Source organism: Pseudomyxococcus flavus, from assembly GCF_050038885.1.
Lineage (GTDB): Bacteria > Myxococcota > Myxococcia > Myxococcales > Myxococcaceae > Myxococcus > Myxococcus flavus.
In genome coordinates, this window is the sequence record NZ_CP143624.1 from 9,387,005 (window position 1) to 9,409,836 (window position 22,832).

At 67.6% G+C, this 22,832-nt stretch carries 14 protein-coding genes; 5 read left to right on the plus strand and 9 right to left on the minus strand.

What is annotated here, in order from left to right; all coding sequences use genetic code 11:
* Positions 1 to 253 precede the first annotated feature (253 nt).
* Positions 254 to 1,852, plus strand: coding sequence for an ABC-F family ATP-binding cassette domain-containing protein (locus VZL07_RS38680; RefSeq protein ID WP_426753004.1), 1,599 nt, complete (start codon positions 254 to 256; stop codon positions 1,850 to 1,852).
* Positions 1,853 to 1,948: 96 nt separating this feature from the next.
* Here the strand turns inward: VZL07_RS38680 and VZL07_RS38685 are convergent, their stop codons facing one another.
* The 9 genes from VZL07_RS38685 to rfbB all read right to left on the minus strand — a co-directional run bounded on the left by VZL07_RS38685 (position 1,949) and on the right by rfbB (position 16,370).
* Positions 1,949 to 6,001 carry a chitobiase/beta-hexosaminidase C-terminal domain-containing protein gene (locus tag VZL07_RS38685; RefSeq protein WP_426753005.1) on the minus strand — a complete coding sequence of 1,351 codons (4,053 nt, stop codon included), beginning with the start codon at positions 5,999 to 6,001 and terminating at the stop codon, positions 1,949 to 1,951.
* Between the two features lie 337 nt (positions 6,002 to 6,338).
* Positions 6,339 to 9,389 (minus strand): chitobiase/beta-hexosaminidase C-terminal domain-containing protein, encoded by a 3,051-nt coding sequence (locus tag VZL07_RS38690; RefSeq protein WP_426753006.1) that lies wholly within the window; start codon positions 9,387 to 9,389, stop codon positions 6,339 to 6,341.
* A 309-nt stretch (positions 9,390 to 9,698) separates the two neighbouring features.
* Positions 9,699 to 10,778 carry a YihY/virulence factor BrkB family protein gene (locus VZL07_RS38695; protein WP_426753007.1) on the minus strand — a complete coding sequence of 360 codons (1,080 nt, stop codon included), beginning with the start codon at positions 10,776 to 10,778 and terminating at the stop codon, positions 9,699 to 9,701.
* 177 nt (positions 10,779 to 10,955) lie between these two features.
* The gene (locus tag VZL07_RS38700) at positions 10,956 to 11,405 is read right to left on the minus strand and encodes an SRPBCC family protein (RefSeq protein ID WP_426753008.1); all 450 of its coding nucleotides are present in this window, start codon (positions 11,403 to 11,405) and stop codon (positions 10,956 to 10,958) included.
* Between the two features lie 151 nt (positions 11,406 to 11,556).
* A complete protein-coding gene (locus VZL07_RS38705; protein WP_426753009.1) occupies positions 11,557 to 12,963 on the minus strand; it encodes a DHA2 family efflux MFS transporter permease subunit in 1,407 nt (468 codons plus the stop codon).
* A 30-nt stretch (positions 12,964 to 12,993) separates the two neighbouring features.
* A complete protein-coding gene (gene rfbC / locus VZL07_RS38710) occupies positions 12,994 to 13,545 on the minus strand; it encodes a dTDP-4-dehydrorhamnose 3,5-epimerase (RefSeq protein WP_426753010.1) in 552 nt (183 codons plus the stop codon).
* Positions 13,542 to 14,423, minus strand: coding sequence for a glucose-1-phosphate thymidylyltransferase RfbA (rfbA, locus tag VZL07_RS38715; RefSeq protein ID WP_426753011.1), 882 nt, complete (start codon positions 14,421 to 14,423; stop codon positions 13,542 to 13,544). The genes rfbC and rfbA overlap by 4 nt, the downstream gene beginning before the upstream one ends.
* A gap of 15 nt (positions 14,424 to 14,438) precedes the next feature.
* Positions 14,439 to 15,341: an SDR family oxidoreductase gene (locus VZL07_RS38720; RefSeq protein ID WP_426753012.1), complete on the minus strand. Its 903-nt coding sequence runs from the start codon at positions 15,339 to 15,341 to the stop codon at positions 14,439 to 14,441.
* 3 nt (positions 15,342 to 15,344) lie between these two features.
* Positions 15,345 to 16,370 (minus strand): dTDP-glucose 4,6-dehydratase, encoded by a 1,026-nt coding sequence (gene rfbB, locus VZL07_RS38725; RefSeq protein ID WP_426753013.1) that lies wholly within the window; start codon positions 16,368 to 16,370, stop codon positions 15,345 to 15,347.
* A 120-nt stretch (positions 16,371 to 16,490) separates the two neighbouring features.
* Between rfbB and VZL07_RS38730 the strand changes: the two genes are divergently transcribed.
* From VZL07_RS38730 to VZL07_RS38745, 4 genes are all read left to right on the plus strand, one after another.
* On the plus strand, positions 16,491 to 18,131 hold the full coding sequence (locus tag VZL07_RS38730; RefSeq protein ID WP_426753014.1) for a glycosyltransferase: 1,641 nt from the start codon (positions 16,491 to 16,493) through the stop codon (positions 18,129 to 18,131).
* The gene (locus VZL07_RS38735; RefSeq protein ID WP_426753015.1) at positions 18,121 to 18,645 is read left to right on the plus strand and encodes a hypothetical protein; all 525 of its coding nucleotides are present in this window, start codon (positions 18,121 to 18,123) and stop codon (positions 18,643 to 18,645) included. The genes VZL07_RS38730 and VZL07_RS38735 overlap by 11 nt, the downstream gene beginning before the upstream one ends.
* 225 nt (positions 18,646 to 18,870) lie before the next feature.
* Positions 18,871 to 20,994 carry a glycosyltransferase gene (locus tag VZL07_RS38740; protein WP_426753016.1) on the plus strand — a complete coding sequence of 708 codons (2,124 nt, stop codon included), beginning with the start codon at positions 18,871 to 18,873 and terminating at the stop codon, positions 20,992 to 20,994.
* 403 nt (positions 20,995 to 21,397) lie between these two features.
* A complete protein-coding gene (locus VZL07_RS38745; RefSeq protein ID WP_426753017.1) occupies positions 21,398 to 22,690 on the plus strand; it encodes a hypothetical protein in 1,293 nt (430 codons plus the stop codon).
* Positions 22,691 to 22,832 lie beyond the last annotated feature (142 nt).

Consider the following 22,832-nt stretch of genomic DNA (forward strand, 5'->3'; position numbering starts at 1 on the left):
CGCCGTGCCGTGCCCCGGGCCTCCCTTCCTCCTGGACAGCCGTGCAGGCATTCCGGCATTCCGCTCGAGGCGGAACGCCCCCTGGGCCCCGGGCATCTCACCTCTTCCGCCGCTCCCGCCGGGCCGGACCCGAGACGGAGGCGGCATTCTCCAGGCGCCCGAGCGGTTACATAGGGTCACCGCGGTCACTGGAGAACGCGAAACACCGCGCCGCTTTGGCCCACCGCACCATTTCCGCTACAACGCCGCCGCCATGTTCAACGTCATCAACGTCTCCAAGGCCTACGGGCCCAAGAAGCTCTTCGAGGACGTCAACGTCACGTTCTCCCCGGGCCGTCGCTACGGCCTGACCGGTCCGAACGGGGCCGGGAAGTCCACGTTCATGAAGATCCTCGCCGGGGACGAGGAAGCGGACATGGGCAACATCGTCCGTCCTCGAAAGCTGGGCATCCTCCGCCAGGACCACTTCCGCTACGAAGAGAACCGCGTCCTCGACGTGGTGCTCATGGGCAACGGCCCCCTCTGGGCGGCCATGTCCGAGAAGAACGAGCTGCTGGCCAAGTCGGACATCACCGAGGAGGACGGCAACCGGCTGGGCGACCTGGAAGGCATCATCGCCGAGGAGGATGGCTACTCGGCGGAGAGCGACGCGGCCACGCTGCTGGCGGGCCTCGGCATCGACCAGGCCTTCCACGAAGGGCCGATGAAGCAGCTCACCGGCGGCCTCAAGCTCCGCGTGCTGCTCGCGCAGGCGCTGTTCGGCAAGCCGGAAGGGCTGCTGCTCGACGAGCCCACGAACAACCTGGACATCGACTCCATCCGCTGGCTGGAGAGCTTCCTCCACGAGTACGAGGGCGTGCTCATCACCATCAGCCACGACCGGCACTTCCTCAACGCCATCTGCACGCACATCGCGGACATCGACTACGAGACCATCATCCAGTACCCGGGCGGGTATGACGACATGGTCCGGCAGAAGGCGCAGGTGCGCAGCCGCGTCGAGTCCGAGACGGCGGAGAAGAAGAAGAAGATCGCCCAGCTCCAGGACTTCGTCGCCCGCTTCCACGCCGGTACGCGCGCTTCGCAGGTGCAGAGCCGCATCAAGCAGATCGAGAAGCTGAAGACCGAGGACCTGAAGCGCTCCAACATCGCGCGTCCGTTCATCCGCTTCGACCAGAAGGTGGCCAGCGGCAAGCAGACGCTGATGATCGAAGGCATCCACAAGTCCTTCGACGGGCAGGAGGTCATCAAGCCCTTCAACGCCCTGGTCTGTAAGGGCGAGAAGGTCTGCGTCATCGGCCGCAACGGCGTGGGCAAGTCCACGCTGGTGAAGATGATCGCCGGCCAGCTGGAGCCGGACGGCGGGAAGATTGGCTGGGGCCACCAGGCCTCCGTGGGCTACCTGCCGCAGGACCACCACGGCGTCGTGCGCAAGGGCACCACCTGCTTCGGCTGGCTGCGTGATTTGCACGACAAGCTCACCAACGAGGAGATCTCCGGCGTGCTGGGCCGGATGCTCTTCTCCGGTGAGGAGCGGATGAAGAACACCGACACCCTCTCCGGTGGTGAGACGGTGCGGCTGCTCCTGTCCAAGCTGATGATCATGCAGGACAACGTGCTGGTGCTCGACGAGCCCACCAACCACCTGGACCTCGAGTCCATCGCCGCGCTGGCCGAAGGCCTCCAGAAGTACGAGGGCACCGTCATCGTCGTCACACACGACCAGGAGCTCATCTCCGAGGTGGCCACCCGCATCTGGTCGCTCCAGGCGGGCAAGGAGGTGCTCGACTTCAACGGGCCCTACTCGGAGTTCGTGGAGAAGCACTCCGACGTCGCCGCTCGCCGTCGGTAGTCCGTCTCCGTCACGACTCGGAAACACGAATCGCCGCCCGGCCCGGGGGAACGCTCCCGGGACGAGGCGGCGATTGTCGTTTCACGTCACTGCGCGCTACGGGTTGGGAACGCCGAGCGAACCGAAGCCGACAGCCCACTCCGCACTCGAGTTCGCTTCGGACGTGACGATCCGGTGCATCGACCTGTCCCGCCCCTGCACGAGGAAGAGCCAGGACCAGTCGACGGAAACGTCCCAGGCGGTTGGCACGGAGCGATAGGTGCAGAGCACGCCGCCACAGCTCGCTGGCCGCCAATGTCCTTCTGCCTGAAGCGCCTGGAGCCGGGTAAGGAAGTACGGAAATTCACTTCGAGGACGAATGACGGCAACCGCGTCCTGGGTATCCCCGAAAAAATCGACGACGCGAAAGGTCCGGCTGGCATCGCCAAGGCTCACGTTCTCCCCATGGAAGTCCCAGGCGGTATCGAAGTTCCAGCCATACGTCGACTGGGGATATTCGCTCTTGCCAAGCGTCTCCGACGCCGGAGCATCCGCGCCGGGCCTCGAGCGGTCGGGCCTCAGGTGGATGACGATGATGTCGCCAGCGGCCACCTCCACGTCCGGGAGCCTTGCCAGCGGCCGCGTGGACGCGTCTTCATCCATCAGCGAGATACCCCGCGTGGAGCCCCCCGTGACGGCGACCAACTCCACCAGCTCCCGCCCTTCGTAGACGTTGGGTACGATTTCCGAGAGGCGGAGGACCGCGCGTTGGAAGTGCCCGATGAACGAGGCCGTGGCCGCCTCCGGGTCCACGCCCGTTCCAAGTTCATCCCGAACCGAGCCATCCACCTCCACCTGATACGTGACACGCGCCGTCTGGACCGTGGTCTGAAGCATGACGTCCCTTCCCCCCAGGTGTGTGGCCTCCGTCACGGTCAACCCGGGAATGGAGAACTGACTGCCATCTCGCCGGAGCGTCGAGGCATCGATGCGACGGTCGAAGCGCACCACGACGGTTTGACTGCCCCGTCCCTCTGCAAGCAGAACACGAGGTGCCGGGCACGAATTGACTGTCAGCTGGTCACGAGTCCACACGGAAGGTTGGACAGTGGGCCAGACGCTGTCGGGAGACCTGTATAGCCAGAGCGGTGAGACGACCGTGACGTTGCATCCCGCTGCCAGGTCCAGCATGTCATGCAGCGGCTCCACCACGCGAAGCCGCAGACGCTCGGCGGGGTACGAACCGACAGGCACGCCCGCCGTCGTCAGTGGTGCCTGGACATGGCCGGGTCCGGCACTCACGAAGGTGCTCGTGCCGCTGGTGCCTATCGTTCCGGTGATGGAGATATATTGGGACTCGTACTGATACTCGACCGTGGGCAGGTTGATGTCACTCACGTCCTCGATCAGGTCATCCAGGGCGTGTCCGGCGCTGAGGACCTCGTAGCTGGAGATGCGGAAGAACCGCATGCCGTTCCTGTAGAGCTTCTCGGAAACCATGACACGAACCCGGGCCCCCGCCTCCGGCGCGGGCGAGAGACTGACCGGGTCCGCCTCGACGAAGAGCGCGGGCCCCGCCTGCTCGGCCTGGAGGAAGAAGCCCGCGGGGTCGCTCGAAGGACTGCCGACCAACGGTTTGACAAACGTGATGCGCGCCCCATCGACAGGCAGGCTCATCGGCCCCGTGGGCGCGGAAATCACCGCACGAATCTGCGCCGAGGTCTCCGCGGCCGTCGTCGGCAGCGCGTACACCTCCTGCCGAGGTGTCTCCATGTTGCCGGCATGGTCCACCGAGGCGAACTGGAGCGTCGTCGATTTCTCCAGGGTGATGGGGCCTTCGTAGAGCGGCGAGCCGGCCCCGGGCGTGGAGCCGTCCACGGTGTAGCGCGTCTCCCGGCACCCCGTGCCCGAGTCGCTGCACGCCAACGTCACTGTGACAGGTGCCTCGTATGTACCACCCGCGGGCATGGCCGCCGTCATCGGCGCCACCGTATCCACGGTGTACTGTTCCATCATCACCTGCTCGGCGTTGCCCACTGCATCCACGGAGAAGAAGCGCAGCGTGGCGGAGTCTGAGATGACCAGCGGCCCCGTATAGCGAGGACTCGCCGTCGTCGGCTCACTCCCGTCGAGCGTATAGTACGTCCCTGCGCACCCACTGCCGCCTGCTTCGTCCGTGCAGGTCAGCACGACCGACGGCTCGACACGGTAGACGCCCCCCGCCGGTGTCACCGTCGTCACCGGCGCCGTGATGTCCAGGGAGATGGCGTAAGCCTCCAGGACCACTGCGCTGGCGTTCCCCGCGGCATCCATAGCAAGGAAGCGCAGCTGGGTGTCCGCCGACAAGGTCAGCGGCGACACGTAGCGAGGCGAGTGAGGTCCCGGGATGCTACCGTCCGTCGTGAAGTGGATGGCCGCACACCCGGTGCCCGCATCCGCGCAGGTCAGCGTCACCGTCTGCGCGGCATGGTAGGTACCGCCTCGCGGACTGGCCTCGACGGCAGGTGCCACGCTGTCGATGACGTAGGTCTCCGACTTCACGGGCTCGGCATTACCCACCGCATCCACGGAGTAGTAGCGCAGCCGCGTCTCCCCCGATACGAGCAGCGGCCCGGTGTACAGATGGAAGCTGCTGACCGGCGCCTCGCTTTCGGTGGAGTAGCGGATGGCCGCACACCCCGCGCCCGCGCCGTCAGCACAGGTCAGCGCCACCTGCTGCGCTTGGCGGTAGATGCCACTCGCGGGGGAAGCAGTGGTGGAGGGGGCCACTGTGTCGATGATGAATGGCACACGCTGGATGTCTTCGGCGTTACCCGCCGCGTCTACGGAGAAGTAGTGCAGCGTCGAGCTGGAGCTGATTCGCAGGGGTGACACGTACCGGGGAGAAGCGGTGGTAGGGATGGAGCCATCCAACGTGTAGTACGTGGCCAAGCAACCACTCCCACCGCCGTCGTCACATGACAACGTGACCGCCTGCTCGGAGCCGTACGCACCACCCGGCAGGCTCGCGACCGTCACAGGGGCTGTGCCATCCACCACGTACATCTCCGATACCACCGCACCATCATTCCCAGCGGCGTCCACGGAGAAGAAGCGCATCATGGTGGTGCGCGACACGATGATGGGGAGCGCGTAACGCGTTGAGGCCCGCGTCGGTATTTCACCGTTGGTGGTGAAGTACGTGGCCTGGCATCCCTGACCTGCACCATCGTCACAGGCCAGGCTGACCGTGAGCTGCGCGCGGAAGAAGCCTCCCGGAGGATTCGCAATGGTGGTGGGCCCCTCTCCATCCCGGGAGTACTGCTCGGAGACCACTGCCGAGGTATTTCCAGCCCAATCCACCGCGATGAAGCGCACCCTCGTGGTGGCTGTCAGCACGAGGGGCACTTGGTACCTGGGTGAGGCTTGCGAAGGAATCGAGTTGTCCAGGGTGTAATGGATGGCCGCACAGCCGGAGCCGTCACCATCGTCACACCTCAGCGTGACGGTGCGCGTTGAGGTGAAGACGCTGCCGCCGGGCGTCGCCGACACCCGAGGCGCCTCCATGTCCACTGTGAAATGCGCCTGGCGCACGGGCTCGATGTTGCCGGCTGCGTCCACGGAGAAGTAACGCAGCGTGGTGGAGGCGGAGATGGTGAGCGCCGCCATGTAGCGCGGCGAGCTCTGTGTGGGCACGCTACCGTCCAACGTGTAATACGTCCCCGCGCAGCCACTCCCCTCCCCGTCATCGCACGTCAAGGTCACGCTCCGAGGGCTGTTGAACGAGCCGCTCGCAGGGGTGGCCACCGTGGTGGGTGGAGCCGTGTCCGGAGACGCCCTCCGCGTGAACGTCACGGACTGGGGCGCCTCCGCGTTGCCAGCCACATCCACGGAGAAGAAACGCACCGTGGTGGTACCAACCAGCGTGAAGGGCCCGGTATATTGAATGGAACCGGTGCTGGGCGTGGAGCCATCCAGTGTGTAGTACGAGGCCGCGCAGCCAGCCCCCTGCCTGTCATCGCACACCAGCGCCACACCCACGGCGCCGTCGAACTCCCCTCCCTCTGGAGAGATGCTCGTGGTGGGCGGCGCGACGTCGGCCGCCGGTGGAGGAACAGGTGGCGGCTCTCCGCCGCCGCCACCACAAGCAAGGGCAAGCTGTGCCGCGAGCGCCAATACGGTACGGCGCAACGGCCAATGACACCTCAAAGACATGACAAACCCCAGGACGCACGGGCTCCGCCCTGCGCCAGAGCAATAGACGTTCAGGAAAAGGCCTGGCTTGTGTTCGAGGTCCTCGTGGACCCGGCACCCGCCCGAGAGCGGATTGGACGAGGCTCGGCCCGCCTGCCAATCACAAGCATTACAACCCTACAGGCTCAGCGTGCGAGACAGTAGACACAGTCCTTCACTCGCAGCGGCGGCACACTTGCCTCGGTGACTCCCCTGAAAGACGAATCGCCGCCGGCCCCGGGAATTCGCTCCCGGGACGCGACGGCGATCGTCATTTCACCCTGCCTTGAAAGCGCTACGGGTTGGGCGCTCCAAACGAAGCCGGGCCCACCCCCCAGTCCTCCCGGGTGTCAGTGTCCGCCATCCCGAACCGCTGCACCGTCGTATCGCGCGTCTGGACGTGAAAGGCCTGGCTCCAGTCAACGGAGACATCCCAGGCGCTCGGATAGGACGTATAGGTACACGGTATGCCGCCACAGTTCGACGGGAGCCACTGGCCGAGGTCCTGGATGGACTGGAGGAGCGCGGGGTAGCCCGCGAAGGTGTTCCCGACGACGGTGGCGGCGACGGCGTCCTGGGTGAATCCCAGCCCGTCCAGGATGCGCAGGGTGCGGTTGCCCGTGCCAAGCCCCACGCTGCCGCCCTGGAAGTCCCAGGCCGTGTCGAAGTTCGAGGAATAGACCGACTGGGAGTACTGGCTCTTGCCGAGCGTCTCGGACGCGGGCGCATCCGTTCCAGGCGTGGTGCGGTCCGGGTTCAGGTGGATGACGATGAAGTCACCGGTGGACACCTCCACCTCAGGGAGCGTCGCCAGGGGCGAGCCGACGCTGTTGCCGTCCACGAGGAGGGCCCCCAGCGTGGTGCCTCCCTGCACGACGTAGAGCTCCACCAGGTCCCGCCCCATCGCGACATTGGGCGCAATCTCCGTGATGCGAAGCTGGGCAGGCCGCTGGAAGCCCGAGAAGGTGGCGGAGGCTGCCGCGGCATCCACGGGGGTCCCCCGCACGTCGCGGACCGTACGCGCCACCGTCACCGAATATGGCTGCCGCGGCGCCTGGTTGCCGGTGGACAGCCAGACCTCGCCATGCCCCAGCGCGAGCGCCCCCGTGACGCTCAGCCCGGGGATGGTGAACTGGCTGCCGCTGCGGTCCACGGATGCCTCATCGAGCGGCCGGCTGAACCGGACCATGACCGAGTTACGGTCCGTCGCCTGTGCACTCACCACCCGAGGCGCGGGGCACGCGCTGGCGGTGACCTGGGCCTCGGTCCACACGGAGGGCTGGAGGGTGTGCCGCACCTGCCCCGCCGCCCGGTAGAGCCACAGCGGCGAGACGACGGTGACGGAGCACCCTGGCGTCAGGCTCAGGAGCTCGTGCAGCGGCTCCACGACGCGCAGCCGCAGGTAGGCCGCCGCGCCCGAGCCCTCCGGTACACCCGCCGTCGTGAGCGGCGCCTGGACATGGCCGAGCCCCGCGTTGGAGAAGCCTGTTCCGCCAAGCGTGCCCGTGATGGAGATGTACTGGGACTCGTACCGGGGCGGGTCCCCCTCCGTCACGTCCACACCGCTGACGTCCTGAACCAGGTCCGACAGCGAGTGGCCCAGGCTGAGAACGGAGTAGCTCGAGAGGCTCGCAGCCCGTGCCTGGCCGTTCACCACGCTCTTCTGGGAGACGGTGACGCGCACCCGGGCCCCCGCCTGCGGTCTGGGCGAGAGCGTGTCCGGGTCCACCGCCACGAAGAGGGCAGGCCCGGCCTGCTCCGCCTGAAGGAAGAAGCCCGCCGGGTCATTCACGGCATTGCCCACCGCCGCCTTGACGTAGGTGATTCGCGCGCCGTTGATGACGAGCGCCACCGGGCCCTCCGCCGCGTCACGCACGGCCTGGATCTGCGTCGACGCCACGGCATCCATCGAGAGAATCGAGTACGACTCCTGCTTCGGCTGCTCCACGTTGCCCGCCTGGTCCACGGAGGCGAAGCGCAGCGTCGCGCTGGCAGACAGGGTGAAGGGCGCTGTGTACAGCGGCGAACCGGTCTCCGGCGCCGAACCATCCAGCGTATAGCGTGTCTCACGGCAGCCCGTGCCGGAGTCGCTGCAGGTCAGCGTCACGGTGACGGCTTCCGTGTAGGAGCCACCCGCGGGCGTGGCGGTCGTCACCGGAGCGACCGTATCCACCGTGTACTGCTCGGACTTCGCCGCCTCGGCGTTGCCCGCCTGGTCCACCGAGAAGAAGCGCAACGTGGACGTCGCGCTGACGGAGATGGCGCCCGTGTAGCGCGGGCTGGACGTCGTCGGCGCGCTCCCGTCGAGCGTGTAGTAGGTCGCCGCGCAGCCACTGCCGCCGACGTGGTCCGCGCAGGCCAGCACCACCGACTGGGCGCTCCGGTAGATGCCTCCCGCGGGGTTCGCCACCGTCGCCGGGGCCTCGCGGTCCTCGGGCGGGGCATCGCGCGTGTACAGCTCCGACACCACCTCCGAGACGTTGCCCGCCCAGTCCACGGCGATGAAGCGCACCCGCGTGGTGGCCGTCAGCACGAGGGGCTCGCCGTAGACGGGGGACTCCAGCGAGGGAATCGCATCGTTCGTGGTGTAGTGGATGGCCGCGCAGCCGGCGCCGTCTCCGTCATCACACGCCAGCGTGACCACGCGCGTCGTGGTGAACGTGCCCCCCCGTGGCGTCGCAGCCACCTGGGGTGCCTCCGTGTCCACCACGTAGCGCGCCTGACGCACAGCCTCGATGTTGCCCACCCGATCCACCGAGAAGAAGCGCAGCGTGACGGACGCGGCGATGGACAACGGCGCGGTGTAGCGCGGCGAGGCCTGCGTGGGCACGCTCCCGTCCAGCGTGTAGTACGTCGCCGCGCAGCCGCTTCCCGCCCCGTCGTCACACGTCAGCGCCACGCTCCGGGGGCTGCTGAACGAACCGCTCGCCGGGTTCGCCACCGTCGCTGGCGGCTCTACGTCCGGTGCGCCCGCCAGCGTGTACGTCACGGACTTGGGCGCCTCCGCGTTGCCCGCCGTGTCCACGGAGTAGAAGCGCACCGTGGTGGTGCTGCCCAGCGTGAAGGGCTCCCGGTACTGCGTGGAGCCGGTGCCGGGCGTGGAGCCATCCAGCGTGTAGTACGTCGCCGCGCAGCCGCTGCCCTGCCCGTCATCGCAGGCCAGCGTCACCACCACCGCGCCAGAGAAGTCACCGCCGTCCGGCGTGGCCCGCGTCGTGGGCGGTGTGAGGTCGGCGGCTGGAGGCGGCTGCGGCTCCCCGCCACCACCTCCACCGCAAGCGAGGACGAGTTGTGTCGTGAGCGCCAGCGCGGCATAGCGCAGCGGCCAGGAGGATATCGAACGCATTGGAGCTCCGAGGCGCGCGGTGCGCCGGGGCAAGCTGGGGTGCGAGGGGGGATGTCCGGGGGACTGCCGGTGGCCCAAAGCCACTGTTGACCCGCCGACGGTGGCGCACGCTGGCACCGGGCACCACCGGTCCGCAAGCCCCTTCCGTTCCCGCCACCCGCGCCTGGATGAGGTCCCGAGTCACGACGCACCCGTGTCCCAATGGCCCGGCGCGCACGATGCAGACGAGCCCGGGCTCCCCCTCGCCGGCGGCACGGAGGGAAGGCCCGGGCTCGACCCCTGCTCAAGCGATGCGTGGCGCGGACGCCGTTAGCGAGGCGACGTCCTGCGCAACAAGAACAACCCCAATCCCACACCAGCCGCCCACTTGAAGGCCGCGGCGAGCGGCGTGTCGCGCAGCCGCGGTGGCTCCGAAGGCGGACCGTCCAGGGGCTGGCCCGTCACCGGGTCCACCGTGGGACGGAAGTCCGGCGAGCCCGGCAGCGCCGCCCCACCCGCCTCCAGCTCCGACTTCGTCGCGACCAGCGCCTTGCCCTGCTCGGGAAGCTTCTGGCCCGGCGCCTTCCCCTCCGGGGAACGGTGCTCGAGGATGGCATTGATTTCAGCGCCCAGCAGGATGACCTGCGCGGAGATCCACATCCACAGCAGCATCACGATGACACCGCCGATGGCGCCATAGTTGACGTCATAGCTGCCGAAGTTGGCCACGTACTGGGAGAAGCCCCACGAGGCCAGCACCCAGATGAGCACCCCCACCACGGAGCCCGGGGTGATGAACTTGAACTTCTGCTTCACGTCCGGGAGCACGAAGTAGAGCACCGCCCACAGGAACATCATCAGCAGGCCCGCGACCGGGAGCCGCAGCCACATGAGCACCGTGCCCAGGGCTCCGGGCAGCTTGCCGGCCACCACGGGCGTGACGACGACCGCGAACGCCGCGACGATAGCGACCACCGCGCCGCCCAGCGTCACCAGCAACGCGATACCGCGCTGCTTCCAGAGGGGCCGGGACTCATGCACGCCGTAGACCTTGTTGAGCGCGTTCATCAGCGCCACCACGCCAGCGGAAGCCGCCCAGACCGCGCCGACACCACCCACCGTCAGCAAGCCCACCGGCCGGCTGGCGGCCAGTGACTGGATGCGCTCGCTCAGGATGCTGGTCACTTCCTTGGGCGCCACGCGCGCCAGCTCCTGGATGAGCACCTGCGCCTGTGCGGGCTCGATGAGGAGCCCCGCCAGCGACACCAGGAACAGCAGGAACGGGAACAGCGCCAGAATCACCCGGAACGTGAGCGCCCCCGCGACATCCCCTACCTCGTCGCGGGTCCACTCGTTCTTCAGGGACATGAAGAACGTCTTCCAGCTCATTCCCTTGCCAGGGAGAACCATTCCGCCTCCTCGGAGGTGTTGCGACCGGGGAAACGATGCGCATTCCCCACACCCCAGGCGACCTCCAATCCCCAGCTTCCCTGCATGCGCCCGAGGAGCAGGCGAGCAGGGATGGCCCTGAAGGAGATTTCTCAGAAGCCCTCCGCCCCAGCCCGCCCCCCAGGCAGGAGAGCGTCGTCAGCCGCGTTCGAGAATCGGCGCCAAGACATCAATCATGGTGGCCCAGCCCTTCTCGGTCCGGCTCGCGTAGTCCGCCCACTTCGCGTCCATCTCGTGCGTCAGTGTCAGCTCGCAGCCAGTGTCGCGCGGCGTGACTTCCACCGTCACCCGGCTGAGCTCATCCGCTTCCGTGTCGACATGCCAGGTGAAGACGAGCCGGCGGGGCCGGTCGATCTCCAGGTAGGTCCCCACGTGGTCGATCTCCACGCCGCCTCGCCGCACGAAGAACGAGAACTTGCCGCCCACGCGCGCGTCGATGGCGACCCGCAGAACCTCCTCGTCCCGGACGTTCGACCCCAACATCCACTGGCCCACCGTCTCCGGCGTGAGCCAGGCGTCGAAGACCCGCTCGGGCGAGGCATTGAACTGCCGTGTGACGCGAACCTGGACATTCTGCGCGGCGCTCATCGCTTTCGCTCCTTTTGTAAACCACCTGGTTCAACATAGCGGTAGAGCCATCCATGCACAACCGCTTGGTTGAGCTTCATGGGCCTTCACGGTAGACAGCGCGCACGGCATGCCGGGTGGATCCACTCCGGCACGTGCGTGAGTCCCGGGCTCACCCCACCCTGCGTCCGCCGATGTGCGCGCCGGCATTGGGCGACAGCCGGCGGAACAGCGGGCCGGCCAGCGACGAGACGAGGCCCACCGCGATGAACGGCAGCACGAAGCGGTCCGGCGTCAGCGGCGCCTCGCCGGGTCCGCGCGCCAGGTGCAGCATCAGCCCACCGAAGCTGATCCCCAGCCCCAGCGCCATCTGCTGCGTCACCACCGACAACGTGGACGCATTGCTCACCGTGGCCGCTGGGATGTCCGCGTAGGCCACGGCATTGGTGGCCGTGAACTGCAGCGAGCGCATGAACCCGCTGACGATGAGCGCCAGGATGATGAGCGGAATCGGCGTGCTCTGCCGGAAGAACGCCGGCAGCGAGGTGAGCACGGCCGACGCGAGATTGGCGAAGATGAGCGTCTGCCGGAAGCCCACCCGTCGGATGATGAAGGGCGCCACGGGTTTGCACGTCAGCGCCCCTATCCCGCTGCCAATCGTCACCAGGCCCGCCTCGACGGGCGTCCAGCCCAGGCCCACCTGGAACAGCAGCGGCAGCAGGAACGGCGTCGCCCCCAGCCCCATGCGCACCAGCGTCCCACCCATGAGGCTGGCCCGGAACGTGTCGATGCGAAGCAACCGGATGTTCAGCACGGGACGCTCCACGCGCAGCGCGTGCCACACGTAGGCCGCCAGCGTGGAGAGCGCGACGGTCGCCAGGCCCAGCTGCAGGGGCAGCGGCATCAGCCCGATACCCACCGTCTCCGCCGCGCCAATCAGCGTGGTGATGGCGATGGACGACAGCACGAAGCCGCGCGTGTCGAAGGGGCCGGGGTCCGGCTGGCGCAGCGGCGGGACGAAGCGCGCCACCGCGAGCATGCCCAGCAGGCCCACGGGCACGTTGATGAAGAAGATCCACGGCCAGTCCGCCACGCCGAGGATGAGCCCGGCCAGCGGCGGACCGACCAGCGGCCCCACGAGCGCGGGCATGGTGAACCAGCTCAGCGCGGCGACCAGCCGCTCCCTGGGCGCCGAGCTCACCACGATGATGCGCCCCACGGGCGTCATCAGCGCACCGCCCAGTCCCTGGAGCGTGCGGAAGATGACGAGCTGGGTCAGCGACTGCGAGAAGCCGCAGAGCACCGAGCCCGCGAGGAACACGCACATCGCCAGCATGAAGACGCGCCGGGGACCGAACCGGTCCGCGATCCAGCCGCTCGCCGGTGCGAGCACGGCCAGCGCGAGGATGTACGACGTGAGCGCCAGCTTCAGGTGGATGGGGTCCGTGCCGAACACCAGCGACAGGCGGGGCAGCGCGGTGGACAGCGCGGTGGAGTCCACGAACTCCATGAACAGCGCGCTCGCCACGGCAATCGAGGCCAGCCGCGAGCCTCGGGGAGCGCCACCGCCGGTTTCCATCTCACTGGGAGCCGAGCGCCCCGCCACGGCTCAGCCCACGTACTCCGGCAACACCGGTGCGTCCTGGAGCCTCGGCGCGCGAGCATCCTTCGGAGACAGCAACGGCGCGCTCACCGGCCAGGGAATCGCCAGGTCGGGGTCGTTCCACGCGATGCCCCGCTCCGTCTCCGGCGCGTAGAGCGCGGTGCACTTGTAATGGAAGTCCGCGGAGTCGCTCACCACGCAGAAGCCATGGGCGAAGCCGGGCGGCACCCAGAGCTGCCGCCGGTTCTCCGCGGACAGCTCGGCCGCCACCCACTTGCCGAAGGTGGGCGAGCCACGCCGCACATCCACCGCGACGTCATACACGGCGCCCGAGAGCACCTGCACCAGCTTCCCCTGGGCCTGCGGCTCCTGGAAGTGCAGGCCGCGAAGCGTTCCCTTCGCCGAGCGGGAGTAGTTGTCCTGCACGAAGGGACCGGCGATGCCCGCCTCCGCGTACCGGGACGCATGGAACATCTCCATGAAGAAGCCGCGGTCGTCGCCGAACACCTTCGGCTCCAGCAGCAGCACCTCCGGAAGCGCCAGCGGCGTCACCTTCACGACACCGCCCCCCGGTTCTCCGCGAGCGCCAGCAGGTACTGTCCGTACTCGTTCTTGAGCATCGGCTCGGCCAGCGCCATCAACTCCTTCGCGCCGATGTAGCCCATGCGGAACGCAATCTCCTCCGGGCACGCCACCTTGAGGCCCTGACGGCGCTCGATGATTTCGATGAAGTTCGACGCCTGCATCAGCGACTCGTGCGTGCCGGTGTCCAGCCACGCGTAGCCGCGCCCCATGAGCTCCACGTCGAGCTGTCCACGGCGCAGGTACTCCGCGTTCACGTCGGTAATCTCCAGCTCGCCCCGCTTGCTCGGCTTGAGCCCCGCCGCGATGTCCAGCACCTGGTTGTCGTAGAAGTACAACCCGGTGACGGCGTAGTTGGACTTCGGCTTCAGCGGCTTCTCTTCCAGGCTGACCGCGCGGTTCTTCGCGTCCAGCTCCACCACGCCGTACCGCTCCGGGTCCTTCACGTAGTAGCCAAACACCGTGGCCCCCGAGTTGCGCGCCGCCGCGCGCTGCACCAGCTCGCGCAGCCCGTGGCCGTAGAAGATGTTGTCGCCCAGCACCAGCGACACGCTGTCGGTGCCCACGAAATCACGGCCGATGATGAAGGCCTGCGCCAGCCCCTCCGGCCGGGGCTGCTCCGCGTAGCGGAAGTGCATGCCCCATTGCTCGCCGCTGCCCAGCAGGTCATGGAAGCGCGGCAGGTCCTGCGGCGTGGAGATGACCAGCACGTCGCGGATGCCCGCCAGCATCAGCGTGCTCAGCGGGTAGTAGATCATCGGCTTGTCGTGCACGGGCAGCAGCTGCTTGCTGACCACGCGCGTCAATGGATACAGCCGCGTTCCCGAGCCACCGGCGAGGATGATGCCCTTCATGTGCACCTCGGTACGTTAGTGCCCGCGGGCCGAACGCCAGGCCGCGTGGAAGCGCGTCAGGGATTCCGCCAGCGACAGGGGCGGAACGGAGAGCTCCGTCCGGACCTTGTCCGTCCGCAGGCCACTCTTGAGTGGACGCGGGCTGGCGAGCTTCAGATCCGCCATGCGGGTGGGAACGACCAGCTTCGCATCGAAGCCGAACACCTCGCACAGCGCGCGGCCGAAGGCCACCCGGTCGATGACCGTGCCGCCGCACGTGTTCCACACGCCACCCAGGCGCCGCGTGCCCAGCTCCACCAGCATCTCGGCCACATTGTCCGCGAAGCTGGGTGAGACAATCTGGTCCTCGAAGAGGCGCACCGGCTGCCCCTGCTCCAGCGCCGTCACCAGCCAGGCGCCGAAGTTGAGGCGGCCCTCCACGGGGGGCCAGCCGTACACCACGGCCGTGCGCGCAATCGCACAGCCCGGCGCGAGCACGCGCGCGGCCTGCTCGCCCATGTGCTTCGTGATGGAATAGACGCCGCGGGGGTTGGGCACCGCGGCCTCGTCATAGGGACCGGCCTCGCCGTCGAAGACGTAGTCGGTGGACACGTGCACCAGGTGCGCGCCAGCCTTGCGAGCGCTCCGCGCCACGAAGGCGGCGGCGTTGACGTTGCCCGCGTACGCGGCCTCCGGGTCCTTCTCACAGGCATCCACCTCCGTCATGGAGGCGCAGTGGATGATGACCTCCGGTGCGGCGGCCTCCACCGCGGCGGAGACCTCCGGCTCGCGCGTCAGGTCCACGCTCGCGTAGCCGTACTCGCCGCCCGTGCGCCGCGCGCCGCGCCCCAGCCCCACCACTGCGTGCCCGCCCTGGTGGAGCAACGCGCACACGCGGCTGCCCACCAGCCCGTTGGACCCCGTGACGAGGAAACGCATGACTCAGGCCCTCCCCTGCAGCCGCGTGCGGTACTGGGTCTCGAAGTACTGGCGGTAGGCGCCGCTGGTCACCCGCTCCCACCAGGCCGGGTTGTCCACGAACCAACGCACCGTCTCCGCCAGCCCCTGCTCGAACGTGTGCGCTGGCGACCAGCCCAGCTCCGCGCGAATCTTCGACGGGTCGATGGCATAGCGCCGGTCATGCCCCGGGCGGTCCTTCACGTATTGGATGAGCGACTCCGGCTTGCCCAGGAGGGCGAGGATGGCCTTCACGATGTCGATGTTCCGCCGCTCCGCCCCACCGCCGATGTTGTAGACCTCGCCCGCACGGCCCTTCTCCAGCGCCAGCAGCAACGCCTGGCAGTGGTCCTCGACATGGAGCCAGTCGCGCACGTTGCCTCCATCGCCGTACACCGGCAACGGCTTGTCGTGCAGTGCGTTCACCACCATCAAAGGAATCAACTTCTCCGGGAACTGATAGCGCCCGTAGTTGTTCGAGCAACGCGTCACCACGACGTCCATCTTGAAGGTGTGGTGGTACGCGAGGGCGATCAGGTCGGCGCTCGTCTTGCTGGCCGAGTACGGGCTGGAGGGCTGCAGGGGTGAGGTCTCGGTGAAGGCGCCCGTGGGGCCGAGCGAGCCGTAGACCTCGTCGGTGGACACCATGAGGAAGCGCTTCACGCCGCGCGCGCGACTGGCCTCCAGGAGCTGCTGCGTGCCGAGCACGTTGGTGGTGACGAACACCTCCGGACCGAGGATGGAGCGGTCGACGTGGCTCTCCGCCGCCAGGTGCATCACCGCGTCGATGGCGTGCACGGACATCAGGTGCTCCACCAGCTCGCGGTTGCCGATATCGCCTCGGATGAAGACGTGCTGGGGGTCGCCCTCCAGCTCGGACAGGTTCTCGAGGTTGCCGGCGTACGTGAGCTTGTCGAGGTTGACCACTGTCCAGGCGGGCCGCTCGCGACGCAGATACTTCACGAGGTTGGAGCCGATGAAGCCGCAGCCGCCTGTCACCAGTACGTTCATGTCCCGTGGACCTCGTGCGCTCGGAGCGTGCGCCTGCGTATCGAAGGGGTCTACGACCGTCAAGGCGAGAGGGAGGCCAGGCTTGTGCGGTAGCCCGGCACGGCGGTAAGGGAGCCGGTCGTGAGCGCTCCGAGACCCCCTTCCCGACGGACCGGGCTCCCCGCCATCCACCAGGTGCTCCCTCGGCTCGCCTGGGGTGATGCCGTGGGCAACCAGGTACGATACCTCCAGGGCCTGCTGCGCCGCTGGGGCCACGTCTCGGAAGTCTATGCCGATGCCTGGGACGATGCCTGCAAGGACCAGGTCCGCCCCGCGCGTGAGCTGGCGCGGGACTCCGACCGCGACTCGGTCCTGGTCATCCACCACAGCTTCGAGTCGCGCCTGGTTCCGCGCATCGCGCGCAGCCCGGGCCGCAAGGTGCTCGTCTACCACAACGTGACGCCCGCGCGGCTGTTCGAGGGCTTCGAGCGGAAGGTGGCCGCCGCGTGCGACGCCGCGCGAGACGAGCTGCTCGCGCTGCGGCCCCATGTGGAGGCGGCCTTCGCCTACTCGCGCTTCAGCGCGGAGGAGCTGGTGGCCGCGGGCTATCCCCGCGTCGCGCTCCTGCCCTTCGCCATCGACTGGGCGGCGTTCGATGCGCCGGCGGACCCGGCGCTCCGGGCCGAGCTGGAGGATGGCTTCTCCAACATCCTCTTCGTGGGCCGCGCGGTGCCGAGCAAGAAGGTGGATGACGTGTTGCGCGTCTTCACCGCGTACCAGCGGCTGTACCAACCCCGCAGCCGGCTCGTCATCGCCGGCGCCTTGCACCGGGACGGGCCGTATGGCGCCTATCTGCACGGGCTGAAGGACGTGTTGGGCGCCGAGCGTGTCCTCTTCCTGGGCCGCGTCAGCGCCGCGCAGCTGTCAGCATGCTTCGCCACCGCGTCCGCATACCTGTCCATGAGCCGGCACGAGGGCTTCGGCGTGCCGCTGCTGGAGGCGATGTACCGGGGCGTACCCGTCGTGGCCTACGGCGCGGCCGCCGTGCCGGAGACGATGGGCGGCGCGGGGCTCGCGACGCGCTTGAATGACCCGCGCGAGGTCGCGAAGCTGCTCGCCGTGCTTGACCGGAACGCCGGGATGCGCGCCCAGGTAATTGCCGCGCAGCGTGAACGCATCGCGGCGTTGTCACAGGAGGCCGTGGCCGAGCAGGTCCGCCGGGCCTTCAAGGGCATCTGCGCCGGCGCGTCGCTGGAGCGTCCAGCTGACGCCCGCCCAGCCGCCACCGTGGAACTGGTCTGTCCGGGCTTCACTGTGCGGCCCGAGGAGCCGGCCTCGCGTCTGGCCCGCCAGCTGGCGGAGCGGCTGCCTGGGGCCCGGGTGCTTGCCCTGCGCCCGTGGGGTGAGGACGCGGCCTTGACGCCGCACCCTGTCAGCGTCGAGGGCGTCACGGTGATGCACTTCACGCCAGACCAGCCCGTGGTGCCTGACGTCGGAGCCCCCCTGCCGGGGTCCTCTTCGCTGGAGACGGCAGTGCGGACTTCCACCGCGCCCGTGGTGCTGCTGAGCGCGGACACAGTGACAGCGCAGGCGCTGCTTTCCCGTGTCGCGGCACGCGCCTGGGGCGCATGCGCCCCCTCGGCGCGACCTGACCTGCTCGCATTCGCACGGGAGCACCTGGGCGACAAGCTGGTGATGGAGGAGGCGGCTCGCATCGAGACAACACTGCAGGCACTGATTACGACACTGGCATCCACGGGAGTCGCCCCACGTGCGAACTGAAGACCTCATCACGCGCAACCCCACGGCCGAGGCAGTGACACGCGAGACACGGCATCTGCCCACCCCTTCCGAAGAAGCCCAGGAGGCACTCCGCCAGACGCTGGAGGCCGCAGCCCGTCGCCCCACGCCCGCGCCCTGGCCCGCGCTGCTCCAGGAAGCGCGAGGGAAGATGGACAGTCGCTACGCCGAGCCGGCGACATCGCACCGTGGGGGCCTCCCGGGGACAGCGCTCGTCCTGGCCAAGCGCGCCTTCCGCCTTGCCTTCCAGCCCTTCATCAACGAAGTGCTCCGCAAGCAGGTGGAGTTCAACGAGTCCATTCTCGACGCACTGGCCACGCTGCACGACGTGCAGCGCGAACAGGCTCGCGCCCAGGCCGTCTGGCGCAAGGAACTGGAGCGCCGACTGGTAAAGCTCGAAGCCGCATCAAGCATCCGCACCGAAGCTGCGATGGCCGAGCGCCCGGAGCCCGCTCCTGCCGCGCCTCCCAGGCGCACGCGCAAACGAGGTCGGTGACGATCAGGGATTGGGAACCCATCCCCATACTCTCGCGTCCTCTTGGAGGATGCACGGCCTGAGCGGGTGACACCGAGGCAGCATTGAGGATGACGGTCATTCGGGTGTATTCCCCGTCCGCTCGACACTCCCCTCAGCTCAAGGTCCGGTCCATTGCGCGTCTGTCTCGTCTCCAAAGAACTCGCCCCCTTCGACAGAGGCAGCATTGCGAACTACGTGGCGGCCATGAGCCGGGCACTGGTCGGGGCAGGCCATGAAGTCCACGTTCTGACAGCGGCACGCGCCGACTGGCAGCGTGCGATTCCCCACCATCCCGGCGCACACCTCCATGCCGTAGATGAGCGTGAAGTCGAGCTCAAGGGTGCGTTCCCACATGCGCCACTTCGTCATGCGTGGGCGGCGTACCAAAGCTTGCTGGCGCTGCACTCGCGGCATCCCTTCGACGTCATCGAGTTCTCCAGTGACGCTGGCGAGGGTTATTTCGCGATGCGCGCCCGGCGGACTCTGGGGCGTTTCGAACCAGCGGTCCTCGCGGTGCGATTGCACGACACACTCCACGACCGCTTGCTTCTCAACAGAGTGGCCACGCTGGATATGGACACCGCCCAACAGGAACACATGGAGGACACGTCCATCCGCGAAGCGGATCTCGTCCTGTCTTCCTCCGGTCCAGCCCTGGAACGAATCCGCACCCGACTCGAGCTAGCGCGCGGCGGTGTCGTGGTTCCGCCCCCGTTCGATCTGGCTCGAACACACCCCACTGTGCCAGCTCGCCGCGACGGGCCTCCTCAGGTGCTGTACTTCGCAGACCTGGAGTATCGAATGGGGGCCCACCTCCTCGTTGAAGCCATGCAGGTGCTCTTCGAGCGAGGTGTCGTCGCCGATGTACGTCTCATCGGAGAGGACACCCGCACCGGCCCATTCGGCCGCTCCCTGAGAACATGGCTGGACCAGCGCATCGCGCCCGCATGGCGCAACAGGTTCCACTTCACAGCGCTAAACAAGGGGACAGACCTCTCCTTGGCACTCACAGAAGCAACCGTATGCTGCATTCCCTCTCGCTGGGAGCACTTCTCCGACGTCTGCGTGGAAGCGATGGCCGCCGGAGTCCTGGTGGTGGCCAGCGATGGAGGTGGAATGGCCGAGCTCATCGAGGACGGCGGCAGCGGCCTGCTGTTCCGGAGTGACGACGCCCAGCAGCTCGCCAGCGCATTGGAGCGGGCCCTGTCCACGCCCTCTCTGCACGAAGCTGTCCGCGAGGCGGCACCCGTCCGAATCGCTTCGTACTGTGCCCCCGCTGGCGTCGTCAGTCGGTTCGAAGCGGCCGTGGCCGACGCGAGGCGCCACCGTCACCCCGGCCCCCGCAGCCCCTCGCCGAGGACGACAGCCCCAGCGGGACCGTACGTGTCCGTCCTGGTGCCGTATTACAACATGGGGCGCTTTCTCCCTGAGACACTCCGGTCCATTCGCGCCCAGACCTTCACGGATTATGAGATCATTCTCATAGACGACGGCTCCACCGAGCCGGAGAGCCGAGCGCTGCTGGAGACGCTTCGTGCGCCAGGCCTCCACATCCTCCACAAACCCAATGGAGGACTCAGTTCGGCACGGAATGTGGGGCTGAACGCGGCGCGGGGCCGGTACATCCTGCCCCTGGATCCGGACGATCTCATCCATCCCACTTTCCTGGAGAAGACGGTCGCGGTGCTGGACAGCACTCCAGGGCTGGCCTACGTCACGTCGCTCGTCTCCTACTTCGTCGAATCTCCGGACGAGCCCGTGGGCGGCTGGATTCCCTGGGGTATCGAGCGTGACGCGCTCCTGGCGGAAAACGTGGCGTCCACCTGCACCGCGCTGATGGAGCGGCAACGCGTCGTGGAAGCCGGAGGCTACGACGAATGGCTCACGGCGTATGAAGACTGGGACGTCTTCTGCTCCTTGGCCGAGCGAGGCCTCGCTGGCTCCGTCATCCCGGAACCGCTCTTCCATTACCGACTGCGCCCAGACTCGATGACCCGCAGTATGCGAGCGGATGACCGCTATGCGCTCATGGCATATCTGTGCAATAAGCATCCCTCACTGCCACTCCACATGGAGCGCACACTCCGAATTCAGCTTGGACGCGCGCGCAAGCAAGAAGCGAGCATCCGCGCAAGCAGCGCCGCGGTCCCTCCACTCCTGACTCACGTCGCTGACAGGGTCAATAGCACGCTCAAGCGATTCGATTCTGCGCATCGCTTGGTTCGCCGCGCAGCCCAGCGGCTGCTCAACGCCCCGGATGACCCCAGGCCGCTTCGCCATCAAATCCTATCCAAACTTCGGTTCCGGGGCCGCTCCGGGAACTCGTGATCCTACTCCAAGCGATGCGCACTCATTCCACCCTCAAGTCCATCTATATGAAATGGTCCGCGATGTTCCTTGGGTCGTGTCCCTATAAGTGTGTAGGAGGCCGGCTCCGAGTATTCGCAGAGCCGGCGGGGGGGGGGGGGGCCTGGCCCCCCCCCCCCCCCCCCCCCCCCCGGGGGGGCCCGGGGGGGGGGCCCCCCCCCCCCCAGGGGGGGGGGGGGGGGCGCCCCCCCCCCCGCCGGGGGGGCGGGGGGGGGGGGGGGGGGGGGGGGGGGGGGGGGGGGGGGGGGGGGGGGGGGGGGGGGGGGGGGGGGGGGGGGGGGGGGGGGGGGGGGGGGGGGGGGCCCCCCCCCCCCTGTTCCTTGTCGATGAGTCATCACGGAATCGGGTCCTTTGGATGAGTATCATGGTCTGGACGGTGGTGCTCTATGCCGCGTTCCAGCCGGGACTGATGTCTTCCGACACCATCGACCAGTACACGCAAGGACTGACCGGAATCTATAACGATGTCCATCCGCCTCTGGGCTCATGGATTCTGGGCATCAGCGGAAGACTGGCCGGCTCTCCCTGGCCAGTATTTACAGGTCAGTTACTTGGCCTGGGCATCGCCATGTCGCACCTTGTCAAATCCCCCAATCCGGCCCGGGGCCAGTGGGGCTTGGTGCTCATGGCGGCATTCCTGCTTACTCCCACGGTCTGGGCGCTCGCTGTCGTCTTGTGGAAAGACGTGATGATGGCCACGGCACTGCTCGGGGCAGTCGCCGCGCTCAAGGCGCGCCGCCCACTCCTTGCACTGTCGCTCATCCTGGCAAGCGTGGCCCTTCGTCACAACGCAATCATCGCAGCGGTTCCTTTGGCAATCCCAACCGTGGCGCAGCTCGCGCCACCAAGCTGGCGTTGGAACTTGAAGGCACCTGCCCTGGCCGTAACGATTGGGGCCCTTTTCCTTGCACCAGCCCTGCCCAACCGTTTGCTGAATGCCCATCGGGACTGGGCGGCAGGACAGCTGTTCCTGTTCGATCTCGCAGGCATCTATACCGCCCACCCGGAGCTGCTACCGCGTTCGCTGCTGGCAGACAAAACGTCCGCGAAGGAACTGGCAATCAGCTACAGGCCCACCCATGTGTGGCCGCTTATTGGAGGCGAAGAAGGCGCACGCCCCATTCCATTCTATACATTGGCTCTCCAGCGCCAGGAATTTGTGAAAGAGTGGTTTCGGGTCGTCCGGGCCCATCCTGCAGCCTGGATGAAGCATCGCGTCGCGTCGTTCCGGCATCTGATGGGGGCATTCGCAGGTCCCATTCCCTTTCTCATCCACCAGGATATCGACGCGAACCCTTTTCAACTTCGCACCGCTAAAGAAGGCTTGATGAATCAGTGGGCACGCGCCGTTGAAGTCTGGGCAGGCAGAACGATTTTCTTCCGCGGTTGGGCGTGGGTCCTCGTGCTGAGCGTGCTGGCGATCATCGCGCTGCGGCGCATCCGAAGGACGCCCCTCGCGTGCTGTACGGCGCTCTCTGGGCTCGGCTACGCACTCACCTATCTCCTCATCGGCATTGGCAACGACTTCCGCTTCATCTACTGGTCGGTCATCGCCACCTTCGCCACACTGGCACTGTTCGTTACCGAGGAACCCCCGAAGCTGGCCCCTGGCTCCGGGGCTGGCGCTCCTCCTGAGCACACAGCCCGGGGGGCTTGAGCGCACAGGGAGGCCAAAGGGCGAGGTCCATGGTGGCGTCCCAGCGCTCGGAGAGCATGAGGGAGTGGAACTCAAGCCAGACTGGGTGGATTGCGCTTTCTAGCGGTTACCGGGCGTAAGGACGACCACGTGCAAGCAGGGC

What these genes read in the sequence shown, in the direction of transcription:
- rfbB (WP_426753013.1), bottom strand. Translation starts at nt 16,370, where the DNA reads ATGAACGTACTGGTGACAGGCGGCTGCGGCTTCATCGGCTCCAACCTC.
- VZL07_RS38705 (WP_426753009.1), bottom strand. Translation starts at nt 12,963, where the DNA reads ATGGAAACCGGCGGTGGCGCTCCCCGAGGCTCGCGGCTGGCCTCGATT.
- VZL07_RS38680 (WP_426753004.1), top strand. Translation starts at nt 254, where the DNA reads ATGTTCAACGTCATCAACGTCTCCAAGGCCTACGGGCCCAAGAAGCTC.
- VZL07_RS38740 (WP_426753016.1), top strand. Translation starts at nt 18,871, where the DNA reads ATGAGCCGGGCACTGGTCGGGGCAGGCCATGAAGTCCACGTTCTGACA.
- VZL07_RS38700 (WP_426753008.1), bottom strand. Translation starts at nt 11,405, where the DNA reads ATGAGCGCCGCGCAGAATGTCCAGGTTCGCGTCACACGGCAGTTCAAT.
- VZL07_RS38720 (WP_426753012.1), bottom strand. Translation starts at nt 15,341, where the DNA reads ATGCGTTTCCTCGTCACGGGGTCCAACGGGCTGGTGGGCAGCCGCGTG.
- VZL07_RS38695 (WP_426753007.1), bottom strand. Translation starts at nt 10,778, where the DNA reads ATGGTTCTCCCTGGCAAGGGAATGAGCTGGAAGACGTTCTTCATGTCC.
- VZL07_RS38745 (WP_426753017.1), top strand. Translation starts at nt 21,398, where the DNA reads ATGGTCTGGACGGTGGTGCTCTATGCCGCGTTCCAGCCGGGACTGATG.
- rfbA (WP_426753011.1), bottom strand. Translation starts at nt 14,423, where the DNA reads ATGAAGGGCATCATCCTCGCCGGTGGCTCGGGAACGCGGCTGTATCCA.
- VZL07_RS38690 (WP_426753006.1), bottom strand. Translation starts at nt 9,389, where the DNA reads ATGCGTTCGATATCCTCCTGGCCGCTGCGCTATGCCGCGCTGGCGCTC.